A 17,358-nucleotide genomic window follows, 5' to 3' on the forward strand; every position below is an offset into this window, starting at 1 on the left:
TCGCCCGCAAGGGGAGTCCGCAGGGGGCTGGGGATATGGTTGCGGCGGGCGCACGGCCTGCATGCGCAACGATGTAACGTAGCTTTCCCGCTGGAGGACCGCCGGGGCGCATCAGCCCTGCATGGAGTGGGAAGAACCATGGACCACGAAGACTTGAAGCTCGCAGCGGACTTTCCCGCCGTCAGTTATGACGGCTGGCGGAAGATCGTTGAAGAAAAAGAACTCAAGGGGGCGCCATTCGACAAGAAAATGGTGACCAAGACCCCGGAAGGCATCGGCATCCGGCCGCTTTACGTTGCGGAGAACTGGCCGTGGGAGGGCGATCCCTCCGGTTTCCCCGGGTTCTTCCCGTATACGCGCGGCACCCAGGCGATCGTCCGGGCGAAGAACGGCTGGGACAAGCGCCAGGAATTCAAGGAGCCGGAGCCCAAAGCGGCGAACCGGGAAATCCGTCACGACCTCGCGCGCGGCGTCACCTCGGCGGCGCTGCGTCTCGACCGCGCGGCGCGCGGCGGCCTCGACCCGGCCAAGGCGCCGGGCGCGAACGGCGCGGACGGCGTGATGGCGCACGACGCGGCGGCGCTCGCCGCGGCGCTGGAGGGCGTGGACCTCGCCCGCGTCGCGGTGCAGATCGAACCCGGCGCGGCCTTTCTGCCCGCGGCGATGGCGTTCTCCGGCCTGCTGGCGAAGCAGGAGGTGGACGCTGCGGCGGCGCGCGGCAATTTCGGCGCCGACCCGCTCGGCACCCTCGCCGAACTCGGCCGTTTGCCCTATGCGGTGGAGACCGGCCTCGCGCAGTTGGGCGCGCTCGCCGCCTGGACCGCCGAGACCTGGCCCGGCATCCGTGCCGCGCAGGTGGACACTTCGGCCTATCACCACGCGGGGGCGAGCGAGGCGCACGACCTCGGCATCGCTCTGGCCACCGGCGTCGCCTACCTCAAGGCGATGGAGGCCGCGGGCATGGGCATCGACGACGCCTGCCGCCAGATCGGCTTCACCCTGTGCACCGACCAGAAGCAGTACGTGCAGATCGCCAAGATGCGGGCGGCGCGCAAGCTGTGGGGCGCGGTGGCGACCTCCTGCGGCGCTTCCGACGAAGCCGCGGCGATGCAGTTGCGCGCCAAGTCGGCGCAGCGGATGTTCACCCGCACCGATCCCTGGGTGAACATGCTGCGCGCCACCGTCTCCACCTTCGCCGCGGCGGTGGGCGGGGCGGACATCGTCACCTGCCTGCCGTTCGACGATGCGATCGGCCTGCCGGACTCCATGGGACGGCGCATCGCGCGCAACACCCAGATCATCCTGATGGAGGAGTCCAACCTCTTCCGCGTGCTCGACCAGGCGGGCGGCGCGTGGTCGATGGAAAGCCTGACCGATGAGATGGCGGAAAATGCCTGGGCCTTCTTCCGCGAGATCGAGGCCAAGGGCGGCATCGTCGAAGTGCTGCGCTCCGGCTTCCTCAAGGACACCATCGCCGCCACCATGGCGGCGCGCGACAAGGAGATCGCCAAGCGCAAGACTCCGATCACCGGCGTGTCCGAATTCCCCAACATTACCGAAAAGGTGGTGGAGCGCCCCAGGCCCGACCTCTCCGCCGCCGCCGCCGCCGATGCGGCCCGCCGCGCCAAGGGCGACGCCGCGTCGGCGGCGCATCTCGCCGCGCTCGCCAAGGCCGAGGACCTCGTGTCCGCCGTCTGCGAGGCGGTGGGGGCCGGAGCCTCCTTCGCCGCGGTGGTCGCCGCGCTCGCCGACGGCGAGGTTGCGGTGCCCGCAATGCCGAAGCGCCACCTGGCGGATTCCTTCGAGCGGCTGCGCGACGCCGCCACCGCCTACGGGAAGACCACCGGCAAGCTGCCGCAGGTCTTCCTCGCCAACCTCGGGCCGGTGTCCAAGCACACCGGGCGCGCCACCTTCGCCAAGAACTTCTTCGAGGCGGGCGGCATCCAGGCGCCGGGCAACGGCGGCTTCTCCGATGTCGAGGCCTGCGTCGCCGCGTTCAAGCAAAGCGGCGCGCGGATCGCGATCATCTGCTCGGCGGATGCGCTCTACGAGGAGATGGTGCCCACCTTCGCCCCGGCGCTCAAGGCCGCGGGCGCGGAGACCCTCTACCTCGCGGGCGTGCCCGGCGACAAGAAGGACGCCTACGATGCCGCGGGCATCGACGCTTACATTTTCATGGGCTGCGAAGTCCTCGGCATGCTGACCGAGCAACTCGTCCGCCTGGGAGTGATCGAGAAATGATTCCGAACTTCGCCGATATCGACCTTTCGCAGGTCAAGAGCGCCGCATCCTACAAGGATTGGGAAGCCAAGGCCGCCGCCGAGGCGGGCCGCAAGCTCGACGACATGCTGTGGGATACCCCGGAAAAGATCGGCGTGAAGCCGTTCTATTCCGCCGCCGACCTCGCAGGCATGGACCATCTGCACACCATGCCGGGGCTTCCGCCCTACAAGCGCGGGCCGTACACCACGATGTACGTGATGAAGCCCTGGACGGTGCGCCAGTACGCGGGCTTCTCCACCGCCGAGGAATCCAACGCCTTCTACCGCCGCAACCTCGCGGCCGGGCAGAAGGGCCTGTCCATCGCCTTCGACCTCGCCACCCACCGCGGCTACGATTCCGACCATCCGCGCGTCGTCGGCGACGTCGGCATGGCGGGCGTGGCGGTGGATTCCATCCTCGACATGGAGGTTCTGTTCTCCGGCATTCCGCTCGACCAGATGTCGGTGTCGATGACGATGAACGGCGCGGTGCTGCCGGTGCTGGCGCTCTACATCCTCGCCGCCGAGGAACAGGGGGTGTCGCGCGAGAAACTCGCCGGGACCATCCAGAACGACATCCTCAAGGAGTTCATGGTCCGCAACACCTATATCTTCCCGCCGCTGCCTTCGATGCGGATCATCTCCGACATCTTCGAGTACACCTCGCAGAACATGCCGAAGTTCAACTCGATCTCGATCTCCGGCTACCACATGCAGGAAGCCGGGGCGACCGCGGACATCGAGATGGCCTACACCCTGGCCGACGGCATGGAGTACATCCGCGCCGGCATCGGCGCGGGCCTGAGCGTGGACGACTTCGCGCCGCGGCTGTCGTTCTTCTGGGCGATCGGCATGAACTTCTTCATGGAAGTGGCGAAGATGCGGGCGGCGCGCCTGCTCTGGGCCAAGATCGTCAAGAGCTTCGACCCGAAGAACGCGAAGTCGATGTCGCTGCGCACCCACTCCCAGACCTCGGGGTGGTCGCTCACCGCGCAGGACGTGTTCAACAACGTGGTGCGCACCCAGATCGAGGCGATGGCCGCGGCCCAGGGGCATACCCAGTCGCTGCACACCAACGCGCTCGACGAGGCGCTCGCCCTGCCGACCGATTTCTCGGCCCGCATTGCGCGCAACACCCAGCTGTTCATCCAGCAGGAAACCGGCATCTGCAACATCATCGACCCGTGGGCCGGGTCCTACTACGTGGAGTCCCTTACCGACCAGTTGGCGCGCCGCGCCTGGGCGCATATCGAGGAGGTGGAAGCCTCCGGCGGCATGGCCAAGGCGATCGAGGCGGGCATCCCGAAGATGCGCATCGAGGAGGCGGCGGCCCGCACCCAGGCGCGCATCGACGCGGGGCGGCAGACCGTGCTCGGCGTCAACAAGTACAAGCTCGACGAAGAGGAGTCGGTGGACGTGCTGAAGGTGGACAACACCGAGGTGCGCAAGACCCAGATCGAGAAGCTGCACAAGCTCCGCGCCAACCGCGATCAGGCCGAGGTCGATAAGTGGCTGGCCCGCATCACTGAGGCGGCGGGCGCGAAGCGCGGCGAGGCGAACTATGGCAACCTTCTCGAAATCGCGGTGAACGCGGTGCGGGCGCGCGCCTCGCTCGGCGAGATCTGCGACGCCTGCGAGAAGGTGTTCGGTCGTCACAAGGCGGTGATCCGGGCGATTTCCGGCGTCTACACCGCCGAAGTCGGTAAGGATTCCAAGCAGATGAAGGACGTTGCCGAACTCATTCAACGCTTCGAGGAGAAGGAAGGCCGCCGTCCCCGCATCTTCCTGGCGAAGATGGGCCAGGACGGCCACGACCGCGGCCAGAAGGTGATCGCCACCGGCTTCGCCGACATGGGCTTCGACGTCGATATCGGCTCGCTGTTCCAGACCCCGGAGGAAGCCGCCCGCCAGGCGGTGGAAAACGACGCCCACGCCGTCGGCGTGTCCTCGCTCGCCGCCGGGCACCTCACCCTGGTTCCGGCGCTGCGCGACGAACTGAAGAAACTGGGGCGCGAGGACATCCTCATCGTCGTCGGCGGCGTCATCCCGCCGCAGGACTTCGAGGCGCTCTACGCTTTCGGCGCTGCCGCGATCTTCCCGCCCGGCACGGTGATCTCGGAGTCCGCCAAGGAAGTGTTGCAGAAGCTGATGGCCAATCTCGGCTTCGACGGTACGGCGGCGGCCGAATGACCGCGCTCTTCGTCGATACCGGGAAGGTTTCGGTCAATCCGCCGAACGACCGGCAGGTGTGGCGCGCTCAGCGCGCCACACTCTCCCTCGACGACTACGTGGAGGGGGTGCTCTCCCGCGACCGCATGCGGCTGGCCCGCGCCATCTCCCTGGTGGAAAGCAGCAACCCGGACCATCAGCGCCTGGCGCAGGAGCTGCTGGTCCGCCTTGCGCCGCATTGCGGCGCGGCGCACCGCATCGGCATCACCGGGGTGCCGGGGGTGGGCAAGTCCACCTTCATCGAGAGCTTCGGCAACCGCCTCACCGAATGGGGACACCGCGTCGCGGTGCTGGCGGTGGACCCCAGTTCCAGCCGTTCCGGCGGCAGCATCCTCGGCGACAAGACCCGCATGGAGACGCTGGCCAACAACCCCGACGCCTACATCCGCCCTTCGCCGTCTTCCGGCCGCCTCGGCGGCGTCACCCGCACCACCCGCGAAACCATGATGGTGATGGACGCGGCGGGCTACGACGTGATCCTGGTGGAAACGGTGGGCGCGGGGCAGAACGAGACGGTGGTCGCCGACATGACCGACTTCTTCCTCGTGCTGATGCTGCCCGGCGCGGGCGACGAGTTGCAGGGGATCAAGAAGGGGGTGCTGGAACTCGCCGACCTCATCGCGGTCAACAAATGCGAGGACGACAACGAACAGAAGGCGGAGGCGGCGCGCCAGCACTACGCCAACGCCCTGCACATCATGACCCCGGCCTCCGCCAACTGGCGGCCGCCGGTGTTGAAGATTTCCGGCCTCGCGGGCCTCGGTCTCGACGACCTGTGGGAGCGGATCGAGGAGCACCGCGGCCTGCTCACCGAAAGCGGCGAGCTGGAGGCGACGCGCCGCCGCCAGCGCATCAAGTGGATGTGGAGCATGATCGAGGACAAGCTGATGGACGCGATGAAGGCGCATCCGCAGGTGAAGACCCGCCTGCCCGCGATTTCCGCGGCGGTAGAGGAGGGCGCGACGACGGTGCCGGTGGCGGTGCTGGAGTTGCTGCGCGCCTTCGGCCTTTCGGTCGATCTCAACGGCTGACCGCAAGCCCGAAAGGGCTTGACGGCCAAAATGTAATACTATAACAAATAGCTACCGACGCGATGGTTCCCCCGCCGTTTGGGGGTGAAAAGGGAAGCCGGTGTCAATCCGGCGCTGTCCCCGCAACTGTGAGCGGCGAGCCGATTTCCACTCTTGCCACTGGTCCCCCAGGACTGGGAAGGCGGAAACCCCGGCCCAGACCCGCAAGCCAGGAGACCTGCCACCGCGCGCGTCACGACCGCAGACCGGGGGGTGTGCGCGGTGCGGACTCCCGTTTGTGACGCGATTGTAGGGAAGTCACGAAGGGGCGTTTCGCGATGCAGCGTGAAAACGATTTCCTGTCCATCCTCGTCTCCCGGATTCCGGGCGCATCCGCGCGCGGCAGGGCCTATCCGCCTGCCCGCGTCCCCGGTTTTCCTGTTGCCGATGGCGTGCTGACTTCCGGTTCTGCGTGACCCGAAAGGGAGGCTGCTTTCGGCCTGCGGCCTCCGCCCCTGGTTGACGGTCACGAACGTCCCGGTCCGTATCGAGCAACGGATCGGAAGACTTTACGGCGGCGCTCCGGATGCGGAGCCGCCGCCGTTTTTTTGGGGGCGCAGCGGCTGTCCGCCGGAACCTGGCCGCTTCCATCGGAGGTGGATAGGTTCTAGCATAACAAAATATGAGGGCGAAAAGGGAGCGCGATGCACGAGGAAGCCGCCGCCGCACCGGGGTTGCTGAAGCTGTTGGTGGTGTGGGTGACGACGCGCTGCCAGCTGCGCTGCCGCTATTGCTATATGGAGGGCGGCGAGGTTGCGGCGGAGGACCTGGACCCGCGGCTGTTTTCGCGGGTGGCGCAGACCGTGGGTTTCGCGCCGGGGGCGGAGGTGCAGATCGCGGGCGGCGAGCCCGGCCTGGTTCCCGAGGTGATGGCGGAGGTGGCGCGCCTCGCCCGCGGCCTGGGGGTGGCGCGGGTCAACGTGCAGACCAACGGGCTTTGCATCGGCGATCGCTTCCTCGATACGGTGCGGCGCTACCGCCTCGGCGTCGGGGTCAGTCTCGACGGGCCGCCCGCGGTCAACGACCGGGTGCGCGGCCGCAGCGGCGAGGTGTTCGCCGGTCTTGCGCGCCTGGAGGCGGCGGGGATTCCCTTCGGCGTCACCGCGGTGGTGTGCCGCGGCACCGTCGCCACCCTGCCGGACCTCGCCCTGCTGCTCGCCGGGTTTTCCCGGGCGCGCTCCATCGGCCTCGACGTGCTGCGTCCCGCCGGGCGCGCCGCGGAGGCCGACCTGCCCGCCGCGGCGGAGGTGGCCGCCGCCTATGCGGCGCTGGCCGACCGCCTGGACTGGGTCAACCGCCGCCGAAGCGCGCCGATTCGCCTGCGCGAGGCGGCGCTTGCCGCCTGCGGCGCGCGCGATGCCTTCTGCGCCGCGGAGGAGGGCAGCGGCGCGGCGCTCACCCCCGGCGGGCGGCTCTATGCCTGCGCCGGTCTGGTCGGCCTGGCCGAGCACGATTGCGGCACCGCCGATGCGCCCGACCTGGCGCGCCTGCGGCGCGGTCTGCACCCGCCGAAGGGCTGCGCCGCCTGCGCGCTGGGCGGTTGCGGCGGGCGCTGCCCGGCACGCGCCGTACTGTCGCCGCGCGCCGCCGCGCTCGATTGCGTGATGCGGCATGCCGCGGCGGTGCAGGCCGGTGTCATGGATTTATAACAGTTCTAATCCATAGGTTGAATTGATCCCGCCGGGAATGACTCATCGATTGACGGGGCGGCGGCAATATGGAAAGCTCACTTGTCTGATGAGTGAATGAGTTATTGCAGGCGGCGCATCCGATGCGCCGGGACGTTCCATGCGGGGCCGCGCGGGGGCGGGACTCGCAGGAACCGGGGAGGGGCCGTGGGACCGATCAAGAAGGTCAGACTCTCCGAAAGCGTAGTGGACGCGATCAAACAGATGATCGTCGATGGCGGATTCGCGCCGGGCGACAAATTCCATTCGGAAAACGAACTCACCTCCCAGCTCAAGGTCAGCCGTTCCTCGGTGCGCGAGGCGGTGCGCATCCTCGAGGTGGTCGGCCGGCTTTCGGTGAAGCACGGCAAGGGCATCTTCATCGCCGGCGCCGACGCCCACCCCTTCGAGGCCTTCGTCGATTGGCTGAAGAGCAACGACCAGTCGCTGCAGGAGCATTTCGAGGTGCGCCTGATCATCGAGCCGCAGACCGCCCGCCTCGCCGCGCTCAACGCCACGCCGGAAGAGGTCGCCCTGCTCGATACGGTGCATGCGGGCTTCGTGCACAATGCCGGGCTGGGCCTTTCGGCGGAGACCATCCGCTGCGACCGCGAGTTCCACAAACTCCTGGCCAAGGCCACCCATAACAAAATTCTCTACGCGCTCACCAAGTCGATGACCACGGCGCTGCTCGACGGCTGGATCTCCAGCTTCCACACGCCGGGGCGCATGGGCAAGACGGTGTACGAGCACGGCCTGGTGCTCGCCGCGGTCAAGACCGGGGATGCGGATGCGGCCATGGAGCGGATGGCCGCCCACCTGCGCAACGCCATTCGGGACATCAAGGAATCGTCCATGCACTGACGATTCCCAACCGCCACGGAGAGACCATGCTGCAGATCACCACCCTCGTCGAGAATTCCCCTGGAGAGCACAAGGGGCTCGTGCACGAGCATGGCCTGTGCTTCCACATCGAGAAGGACGGCGAATCCCTGCTCTTCGACGTCGGGCAGAGCGACGCCGCAGTGCGCAATGCGGCGATGCTGCGCATCGACCTTTCCCGTGTCCGCCGCATCGTGCTGAGCCACGGCCACTACGACCACTCCGGCGGCCTGCGGGCCCTGGCGGCGGTGATTCCGCGCCTTCGCCTGTTCACCGGCGCGGGGTTCTTCGACGACAAGTACGGCGACGTGGGCGCCGCCTACGAGTTCCTCGGCAACGATTTCGACGCCGCCTGGCTCGTCGAGGCGGGCATCGCCCACACCACCCTCGATGCGCCGGTCGCCGAGATCGTGCCCGGCGTCTTCGCGCTCACCGATTTCCCCCGCGTCCATGGCGACGAGGTGGTCAATCCCCGCTTCAAGGTGCGGGTGGGGGGCGCCTTCGTCCCCGATGCCTTCTCCGACGAGGTGATGCTCGCCGTGGACACCCCCGAGGGGCTGGTCGCCCTGCTGGGGTGTTCGCATCCGGGGGTGAAGAACATGCTGGACGCGGCGGCCCAGCGGCTGGACCGCCCGATCCATGCGGTGATCGGGGGCACGCACCTCGTCGAGGCTTCTCCCGAAAGCCTCGCCCTGACGGTCGAATACCTTCGGCAGAAGGACATTCGCGTCATCGGGGTCTCCCACTGTACCGGGGCCGTCGCCATGGGCAGCCTCGCTGTCTTCGGCGACAGGTACTACCACAACAGGACTGGAACCGCCCTCATCCTCGACTAGGGCGGAAAGGCGCGTACTCGCCCGGGGGTTCCCTTCCCAGGCGGAGAAAACACGTAAAACAGCCACAGGAGGGTTGCAAATGCTGAGGAAGACGTCTTTAGGCTTCATCGCCTTGTCGCTTGCGGCGATGCTGACCGTGCCGTTCGCCGCCCCGGCGAACGCCGCCGACAAACCCATCATCTGGAGGTCTTCGGGGCACGGCCCGGCGTCCGACCCGTCGCAGATCTATCACGACAAGCTGTGCAACGCGATCACCAAGGCCTCCGGCGGCCGTCTGGTGGTCAAGCCCTTCGTCGGCGGCTCCATCGTGCCCGCCTACAAGGAACTGGACGCGGTCGATCAGAACGTCCTGCAAATGGCCTACACCTGCCCGATGTACAACCTCGACAAGTGGTCGGCCGCGGGCCTGATCAGCTCGCGCCCCGGCGCGCTGGCGGGTGAGGCGATGCGCACCTGGTTCGACTTCGGCGGCGGCGCCGACCTGATGAACAAGATGATGGAAGGCTACAACGTCATGACCTTCCCGGGCGCGCTTTCGCCGCTGCCGCAGGAAGTGTTCTTCCATTCCAAGGTCAAGCTGAACAGCCTCGCCGACATCAAGGGGCTGAAGGCCCGCTGCATGGGCGACGGCGGCGAGATCCTGAAGCACATGGGCGCCGCCACCGTGATCATCCCCGGCGGCGAGCTCTACGAGGCGATGCAGCGCGGCACCATCGACGCCTTCGAATACTCCACCATGGCGTCGAACTGGAACATGCACTTCAACGAAGTGGCGAAGTACGTCTATGTCTCTCCGGCCCGCGCGCCGTCCGATCCGCAGGTGTTCTTCGTCAGCAAGAAGGCCTGGGAAAAGCTGCCGGAGGACCTGAAGGAAATCGTCCAGGCCGAGGTCTCCAAGATCACCCAGGAGCAGCATGAGTACCTGGTCGCCGAATCGATCAAGGCGATGGACAAGTTCCGCGCCGCGGGCAACGAGGTTCTGCATGTGCCGAAGGACATCGAGGATGCCCTGATGGCCGAGGCGGACAAGTTCTATGCGCAGAAGTCCAAGACCGAGAAGCCGATCTTCGGCGAGATCTACAACTCGATGAAGGCCTTCGGCGTGGCGTACAACGCCTCCAAGTAACGTTGTGCATTAAGAAACGGGTATAGCGCTTGGAACGGCAAGGAGAAAGGCATGTCCGTAATACTGAAACTGCCAAGATACATAGACCGCCTCAGCGAAGGCGCGGGAGCTTTGGGAAAATGGTTTGCCTTTCTTCTTGTCCTTATCGGCACGTATGAAACCGTGGCGCGGCATTTCTTCGATGCTCCGACGATCTGGTCCTACGATGCGCTGTGCATGTCGGGCGGCGTGGTCTACCTGCTCGGTGCGTCGTATACCCACCTCAAGGATTCCCACACCCGGGTGGACATCCTCTACAGCCATCTCTCCCCCAGGCGGAAGGCGGCCTTCGACGTCGTCTGCTCGCTGATCTTCTTCTTCCCGCTGATGGGAGTGATGTTCGACAAGGCGGTCTACTGGGCGGTGCGCGCCTGGCGGATCAAGGAGGTGATGTTCAACAGCTTCTGGTACCCGCCGGCGGCGCCCTACCGCACCCTCTTCGCGATCGGCCTGTTCCTGCTGCTGCTGCAGGGGCTGGCGAAGCTGATCCGAGACGTCTACTTCTTGGCAAAGGGGGAAAACCTTGATTGATTTCAGCCCGGAAACCGTAGCCGTCCTGATGCTCGGCGGCGTCTTCGTCCTGGTGCTCACCGGCTTTCCCATCGCCTTCGTGATCGGCAGCGTCGCCTTTTTCGTCGGTATCGTGGAGTTCGGCCCCCACACCACGTTCCACATTCTCTACGAGCGGTTCTACGACCTGTCGCTCAACTATCCCTATCTCGCGGTGCCTCTGTTCACCTTCATGGGGGTGGTGCTGCAACACTCGGGAATCACCCGTGACCTCTACCAGAGCCTCTACGAGGCGCTGGGGCGGCTCAAGGGCGGCCTGCTGCTGGTGACCATCATCTTCGGCACCATTCTCGCCGCCTGCCTCGGCGTGATCGCCGCCTCGGTGACGATTCTCTCGCTCATCGCGCTCGGCCCGATGATCCAGCGCGGCTACGACAAGTCGCTGGCCGCGGGCACCATCGTCGCCACCGGCACGCTGGGCATCCTGATTCCGCCCAGCATCATGCTGGTGGTCTACGGGCCGCAGGCGGGCATCTCGATCGGCCAGATGTTCATGGGCGCGGTGTTCCCCGGCCTGATCCTGTCGGGGCTCTACATCACCTACGTGGTGGTGCGCTGCCGCCTCAACCCGGCGCTCGGGCCGTCCATTCCGGCGGACCAGATCACGCCGTTCAGCCTCGGCAAGCTGCTCGGCCTGCTCAAGTCGCTGGTGCCGCCGATCGCGCTGATGGCGGCGGTGCTGGGCACCATCTTCGCGGGCATCGCGCCGCCCACCGAGGCGGCGGCGGTGGGCTGCTTCGCCTCCATCCTGCTCGCGGTGTTCTATCGCAAGTTCAGCTGGGGGCTGATCAAGCACGCTTCCATCGAGACCCTGCGCGTCAGTTCGTTCGTGGTGCTGATCGCGGCGCTCTGCTACGCCTTCGTCGGCATCTTCATGAACTCCGGCTCCGGCGACGTGGTGGCGGAGATGATCATGTCGGTGCCGGGCGGCCGCTGGGCCTCGTTCTTCATGATCATGCTGATCGTGTTCATGCTCGGGCTGTTCATCGAGTGGATCGGCATCGTCTTCATCATCGTGCCGATCTTCACGCCGATCCTCAGCGACCTCGGGTTCAATCCTCTGTGGGCGGGCATGATGATCTGCATCAACCTGCAGATGGCCTTCCAGACGCCGCCGATGGCGATGTCGATCTTCGTGCTCAAGGGCACCGCGCCGAAGGAACTGGGCCTGACCATGGCGGAGATCATCCGCGGCGTCGTTCCCTTCGTCTGCATCATCATGTTCACCCTGCTGCTGTGCACCATCTTCCCGGAGATCATCACCTGGCTGCCGGAGAAGATGATCGGTCCGTCGGTCTAGACCGACGTCGGATACAAGGGGGGGGGAAGCCGCCGCTGCGCCTTCGGGTGCGGCGGCGGTTTCGCGTTTCGGGGCCGTTCGCCCGTGTGCGGACGGCAGGGCGAGTCGAACGGAGTCGCATCCTGAAAAACGCGGCGGCGCGGCGGCGGCGCGGCGCAGCGCCGCGTCCCCCAGTGTGCGCTATGCGAACCTAATTTCCGCAATACGTTTACGGATATGTGGCGGATCAGGGACTTACCACCCGTATGGGGAGGTCTCCAGATTCGGGGCGCGCATCTGGATGGGCCAAATACGTTCGCATAAAGAACAAAAATTTGATAAACGCACAAATCTATTGACGGTTTATCCATCCGCCACATACTGAACACGATCCGCCGCACCAGATATGCCGCATTAGGATGCGCGCATTTCATGTAAAGAAGCGGCAGAAACACCAAATAAGAGAACAGGTGTTCATATGAAAGAGGCCTTCATTTGCGATTATATCCGCACGCCTGTCGGTAGATTCGGCGGTGTTCTTGCCGGTGTCAGGGCGGATGATCTTGCTGCCGTTCCGATTAAGGCGCTATCTGAGCGTTATACTTCGTTGGACTGGTCCTGTCTCGACGATGTTTTCATGGGCTGCGCCAATCAGTCCGGCGAAGACAACCGCAACGTGGCGCGCATGGGGCTTCTGCTCGCGGGCCTACCCAGCAGTGTGCCCGGCACCACGATCAACCGCCTGTGCGGTTCGGGCATGGATGCCATCGGTTCCGCCGCCCGCGCGATCGCCTGCGGCGAAATGGAACTGGCGATTGCTGGCGGCGTGGAATCGATGACCCGCGCGCCCTTCGTCATGGCGAAGCCGGAAAAGGCGTTCGCCCGCAGCGCCAGGCTCGAGGACACCACCATCGGCTGGCGCCTGATCAATCCGAAGATGAAAGAGATGTACGGCGTCGATCCGCTGATCGAGACCGCCGAGAACGTCGCCGACGAATACAAGATCAACCGCGAGGACCAGGATGCCTTCGCGCTGCGCAGCCAGCAGCGCGCCGCCGCGGCGATGGCCTCGGGCTTCCTCGCCGAGGAGATCACCCCGGTGCTGGTGCCGCAGGGCAGGAAGGGCACGGCGACCGTGACCGAGGACGAGCATCCGCGCCCCGAGACCACCCTGGAGATTCTCTCCGCGCTGAAGCCGGTGGTGCGCGCGAACGGCACGGTGACCGCGGGCAACTCTTCGGGCGTCAACGACGGCGCTGCGGCGCTGCTCATCGCCTCGGAAGCCGCGGTGAAGGCGCACGGCCTGAAGCCGAAGGCGCGCATCGTCGGCATGGCGACGGCGGGCGTGCCGCCGCGGGTCATGGGTATCGGCCCGATCTATTCGACCCGCAAGCTTCTGGCGCGCCTGGGCCGCAAGATCGAGGACTTCGACATGATCGAGCTCAACGAGGCGTTCGCCAGCCAGTCGCTCGCCACCCTGCGCGAACTCGGCCTGCCGGACGACGCGGCGCACGTCAATCCGCACGGCGGGGCGATCGCGCTGGGCCATCCGCTCGGCATGTCGGGCGCGCGCCTGGTGCTGACCCTGGTGCACGCGCTGGAGAAGAGCGGCAAGACCCGCGGTCTCGCGGCGATGTGCATCGGCGTCGGGCAGGGCGTGTCCCTGTCCGTGGAGATGGTCTGAAGCCGCTAAGGCAAGCTGCTGGGAGGAAGTCCAATGATCGACAAGCAAGTCAGGAGCCCCGCCGAAGCGGTCGCCGACATCGCGGACGGCTCGACCGTCCTGATCGGCGGGTTCGGCGAGGCCGGAAGTCCGATCGAGCTGATCCATGCGCTGATCGACCACGGCGCGAAGGATCTCACCGTGATCAGCAACAACACCGGCAACGGCCGCGTCGGCCTCGCCGCGCTGATCGCCGCGGGCCAGGTGCGCAAGATGGTGTGCTCCTATCCGCGCTCCTCGAACTCCAAGGTGTTCCCCGAGCTCTACCGCGCGGGAAAGATCGAACTGGAGCTGGTGCCGCAGGGCACGCTGGCGGAGCGCATCCGCGCCGGCGGCGCGGGCGTTCCCGCCTTCTACACCCCCACCACGGTGGGCACGGTGCTGGCGGAAGGCAAGGAGCACAAGGTCTTCGAAGGCCGCGAATACGTGATGGAGCGGGGCATCAAGGCCGATTACGCCTTGGTCAAGGCGGAGCTGGGCGACCGCTTCGGCAACCTCACCTACAACAAGGCGGCCCGCAACTTCGGCCCGATCATGTGCTCCGCGGCGCGGGTTGCGATCGTGCAGGTGACCCGCTTCGTGGAGCCGGGCGGCATCGACCCCGAGGCGGTGGTGACGCCGGGCATCTTCGTGTCCCGGGTGGTCGAGGTGCCGAACGCGGCCCATGAGTCCGTCCTCGTCGCGCAGGGAGTAACCTATCCATGACCGTTTCGACAGCAATCGTAGGGCTTTCCCGGGAACAGATGGCCAGGCGCGCGGCGCAGGACATTCCGGACGGCGCGTACGTCAACCTCGGCATCGGCATCCCCGAACTGGTGGCGGGCTTCATCCCCGCCGGGCGGGAGGTGATCTACCACACCGAGAACGGCATCCTCGGCTTCGGTCCGCCGCCGCCTCCCGGCGAGGAGGATCCGGAACTGATCAACGCCGGCAAGAAGCCGGTGACGATCAAGCCGGGTTCCGCCTTCTTCCACCATGCCGACAGCTTCGCGATGATCCGCGGCGGCCACATCGACTTCTGCATCCTCGGCGCGATGCAGGTGGCGCAGAACGGCGATCTCGCCAACTGGCTGACCAACGCGCCGGACGCCATCCCCGCCGTCGGCGGCGCGATGGACCTGGTGATGGGCGCGGGCAACATCGTGGTGGTCACCGAGCACGTCACCCGCGAGGGTGCGCCCAAGCTGGTGGAGAAATGCACCTATCCGCTCACCGGCCTCGGCGTGGTGACCCGCATCTTCACCAATCTCGCGGTGATCGACGTGACCAAGGCGGGTTTCGTGCTGCGGGAGATCGCGCCCGGCGTGGACGTGGAGACGTTGAAGTCGCTCACCGGCGCGCCTCTGGCGGTGGCGGACGACCTGAAGACGGTTTCGGTCTGAAACGGGGCAGGGGGCGGGTCCGCCCGCCCCCTCGGTCAGCGGAGCTTCTGGGTTTTTTCGAACTCGGCGGCGGCTTCCTGCAGAACCGGCAGGTAGTCCTGCTTCAGGGCCTCGACGGAGACCCGGGTCGCCTGGCCGCTGACGTTCATCGCAAGCGTGACGTTGCCGTGGCGGTCGTGCAGCGGCACCGCCATCGAGCGAAGCCCGATTTCGAGTTCCTGGTTGCAGAGCGCCCAGCCCTGCTCCCGCACTTCCTTGAGGCGGAGGGCAAGAAGCGCCGGGTCGGTGATGGTGTTGTCGGTATAGCGTTCCAACCGTGCGGTCCGTAGGAAATGAGCCAGACGCGAAGGTTCCAGTTGCGCGAGAAGGACCTGCCCCATGGACGAGCAGTGGGCGGGCAGGCGTGCGCCGATCGACAGCGAGATCGCCATCACCCGGTGGCGGGCCGCCGAGCGCGCGACGTAGACGACGCTCTCGCCGTCGAGAACCGCCGCGGAGGAGGATTCCTGCAACTGCTCGGTCACCTGCATCAGGAAGGGATGGATCGTCTCGGTGATGCTCAGGGATTGCAGGTAGGTGTAGCCGATTTCCATTACCTGCGGCGCGAGTTCGTAGTGTTTGCCGTCGCTGTGGGCATAGCCCAGCGAGCACAGGGTGAGCAGGAAGCGGCGCGCCGCCGCGCGGGTCATGCCGGTGCGCTCCGCCACCTCGGTGAGGGTCTGGCGCGGCGCCTCGCTGCCGAAGGAGCGGATGACCGCCAGACCGCGGGCGAAGGAAGCGACGAAATCGGGCGAGTCCGGATCGATCATTTTTGCCTGCCGTTGCGGAGAAACGCGGAACACGTTCGCAGAACGAACAAGCGGAACGTAGCAGAACGCACTTCCCTCAGGCAAGGCCTATGACGAAAGAAAAAAATTCAGTTTGTTCAGTGGGTTGATGGAAAAACGGTGACTGGGGCGCGTCCCGGTCCGGAAAAACGGCGGAGACCGAAGATGGCCGAGAAGAGGCCGGCACAGATCGCGGAAGAGACGGCGGGGGACTTGCGTTTCCTGCACCAGTCCTGGCCGTGCCGCGTGCGCTTCGGCCGGGGGAGCCTGGCGGAAGCGCCGTGCGAGATCGGGCGTCTCGACCCGAAGAGCGTTCTCCTCATCGGCACGCCGGGCCGCGCCGCGGTTCTCGACGGCCTGGCGCGCGCGCTTGGAGACCTGGTCGCCGGGGCGGTCGGCGATGCGCGCTCCCACGTCGGCCAGGAGCAGGCGGATGCGGCCTGCCGCACCGCCCTGCACACCCGCGCCGACATGCTGGTCGCGGTCGGCGGCGGCGCGGCGACGGGGTTGGGCAAGGCGGTGGCGCTGTCCCTCGGCCTGCCGCTCGCCTGCATCCCCACCACCTATTCCGGCTCGGAGATGACGCCGATCTGGGGCATCACCCGCAACGGCGAAAAGCTCAACGGCCGCGACGAGCGGGTGCGGCCGCGCCTGGTGATCTACGATCCGGATCTGTTCGCCGGGCTGCCGCGCGCCACCGCCGCGGCCAGCGCGATGAACGCCATGGCCCACTGCGTCGAGGCGCTCTATGCGGCGGATGCGAGCCCCCTGGTGGCGATGTCCGCCGAGGAGGGCGCGCGCGCCCTGGGCGAGGGACTGCGCCGCCTCGCCGCCGGGGACGAGGCCGCCGACCTGCTGCTCTACGGCGCGTGGCTCGGCGGGTCCGCCCTCGGGGCCGCGTCCATGGGCCTGCACCACAAGCTCTGCCATGTCCTCGGCGGCATGCTCGGCCTGCCGCATGCGGAGATGCATGCCATCCTGCTGCCGCATGTCCTGGCGTTCAACGCGCCTGCCGCGCCCGCCGCGATGGCGCGCCTTTGCCGCGCCCTGGCGCTGCCGGATGCGGCGGCCTGCGCGCGTGCCCTGGCATCCCTGGCGGCGGCGGGGGGCGTGCCCGCCTCGCTGGCGGAGATCGGCATGCGCGAGGAGCACGTCGCGCCCGCGGCGGCGGCGGTGATGGCTTCCTCCTATCCGAATCCCCGACCGATCGCCGCAGAGGCGGTGCGGGCTCTGTTGCGCGATGCGCTCTGCGGCGGGGCGCCGCGGGTCTGTGGGGTGTGCGAAGCGCCGCAGAAGTTTATGTGAAGCGTTAAGTTGGTTGTATATCTATTTGTAATATTGTGGAAAGTCGTGTGGTCTAGCGCCTTTCCCGTGCCTCTGGGATGACACGGATGAACATACACGAGTATCAGGCGAAGCAGTTATTGAAGGGTTACGGGGTCGATGTTCTGGACGGCGGGATCGCGC

The 17,358-nt window shown here is 66.7% G+C and carries 15 protein-coding genes and 1 riboswitch; of the genes, 14 read left to right on the plus strand and 1 reads right to left on the minus strand.

The annotated features are described in order from the left end of the window. Positions 1-138 precede the first annotated feature (138 nt). From O7R11_RS14405 to O7R11_RS14465, 13 genes are all read left to right on the plus strand, one after another. Entirely contained in the window at positions 139-2,241 is a 2,103-nt protein-coding gene (locus O7R11_RS14405; RefSeq protein ID WP_337998236.1) for a methylmalonyl-CoA mutase family protein, read from the plus strand. Continuing rightward, positions 2,238-4,451 (plus strand): methylmalonyl-CoA mutase, encoded by a 2,214-nt coding sequence (scpA, locus tag O7R11_RS14410; protein ID WP_337998237.1) that lies wholly within the window; start codon positions 2,238-2,240, stop codon positions 4,449-4,451. Before O7R11_RS14405 ends, scpA begins: the two co-directional genes overlap by 4 nt. Next, positions 4,448-5,521 (plus strand): methylmalonyl Co-A mutase-associated GTPase MeaB, encoded by a 1,074-nt coding sequence (gene meaB / locus O7R11_RS14415; RefSeq protein ID WP_337998238.1) that lies wholly within the window; start codon positions 4,448-4,450, stop codon positions 5,519-5,521. Before scpA ends, meaB begins: the two co-directional genes overlap by 4 nt. Positions 5,522-5,567: 46 nt before the next feature. Further along, positions 5,568-5,760, plus strand: a riboswitch (cobalamin riboswitch). A 78-nt stretch (positions 5,761-5,838) separates the two neighbouring features. Beyond that, positions 5,839-5,976: a hypothetical protein gene (locus O7R11_RS14420; RefSeq protein ID WP_337998239.1), complete on the plus strand. Its 138-nt coding sequence runs from the start codon at positions 5,839-5,841 to the stop codon at positions 5,974-5,976. Between the two features lie 228 nt (positions 5,977-6,204). Then, entirely contained in the window at positions 6,205-7,209 is a 1,005-nt protein-coding gene (locus tag O7R11_RS14425; RefSeq protein WP_337998240.1) for a radical SAM protein, read from the plus strand. Positions 7,210-7,395: 186 nt separating this feature from the next. Then, a complete protein-coding gene (locus O7R11_RS14430; protein ID WP_337998241.1) occupies positions 7,396-8,091 on the plus strand; it encodes a FadR/GntR family transcriptional regulator in 696 nt (231 codons plus the stop codon). A 26-nt stretch (positions 8,092-8,117) separates the two neighbouring features. Continuing rightward, a complete protein-coding gene (locus O7R11_RS14435) occupies positions 8,118-8,945 on the plus strand; it encodes an MBL fold metallo-hydrolase (RefSeq protein ID WP_337998242.1) in 828 nt (275 codons plus the stop codon). Positions 8,946-9,024: 79 nt separating this feature from the next. Further along, positions 9,025-10,071 carry a TRAP transporter substrate-binding protein gene (locus O7R11_RS14440; RefSeq protein WP_337998243.1) on the plus strand — a complete coding sequence of 349 codons (1,047 nt, stop codon included), beginning with the start codon at positions 9,025-9,027 and terminating at the stop codon, positions 10,069-10,071. Between the two features lie 111 nt (positions 10,072-10,182). Further along, entirely contained in the window at positions 10,183-10,641 is a 459-nt protein-coding gene (locus O7R11_RS14445; RefSeq protein WP_337998244.1) for a TRAP transporter small permease subunit, read from the plus strand. Beyond that, positions 10,634-11,980 (plus strand): TRAP transporter large permease, encoded by a 1,347-nt coding sequence (locus O7R11_RS14450; RefSeq protein WP_337998245.1) that lies wholly within the window; start codon positions 10,634-10,636, stop codon positions 11,978-11,980. The genes O7R11_RS14445 and O7R11_RS14450 overlap by 8 nt, the downstream gene beginning before the upstream one ends. Positions 11,981-12,437: 457 nt before the next feature. Next, the gene (gene pcaF, locus O7R11_RS14455) at positions 12,438-13,643 is read left to right on the plus strand and encodes a 3-oxoadipyl-CoA thiolase (RefSeq protein ID WP_337998246.1); all 1,206 of its coding nucleotides are present in this window, start codon (positions 12,438-12,440) and stop codon (positions 13,641-13,643) included. Positions 13,644-13,676: 33 nt separating this feature from the next. Next, complete coding sequence (locus tag O7R11_RS14460; protein ID WP_337998247.1) at positions 13,677-14,387, plus strand: 3-oxoacid CoA-transferase subunit A; 711 nt, start codon at positions 13,677-13,679, stop codon at positions 14,385-14,387. Then, a complete protein-coding gene (locus tag O7R11_RS14465) occupies positions 14,384-15,064 on the plus strand; it encodes a 3-oxoacid CoA-transferase subunit B (protein WP_337998248.1) in 681 nt (226 codons plus the stop codon). The genes O7R11_RS14460 and O7R11_RS14465 overlap by 4 nt, the downstream gene beginning before the upstream one ends. A 35-nt stretch (positions 15,065-15,099) precedes the next feature. Here O7R11_RS14465 and O7R11_RS14470 read toward each other — a convergent pair whose 3' ends face one another. Continuing rightward, entirely contained in the window at positions 15,100-15,873 is a 774-nt protein-coding gene (locus O7R11_RS14470; protein WP_337998249.1) for an IclR family transcriptional regulator domain-containing protein, read from the minus strand. A 183-nt stretch (positions 15,874-16,056) separates the two neighbouring features. Here O7R11_RS14470 and O7R11_RS14475 point away from each other — a divergent pair, with 183 nt between their 5' ends. Then, positions 16,057-17,196: a maleylacetate reductase gene (locus O7R11_RS14475; RefSeq protein ID WP_337998250.1), complete on the plus strand. Its 1,140-nt coding sequence runs from the start codon at positions 16,057-16,059 to the stop codon at positions 17,194-17,196. Positions 17,197-17,358 lie beyond the last annotated feature (162 nt).

The organism is Oleispirillum naphthae (assembly GCA_027864655.1).
Classification (GTDB): Bacteria; Pseudomonadota; Alphaproteobacteria; order Rhodospirillales; family Rhodospirillaceae; genus Oleispirillum; species Oleispirillum naphthae.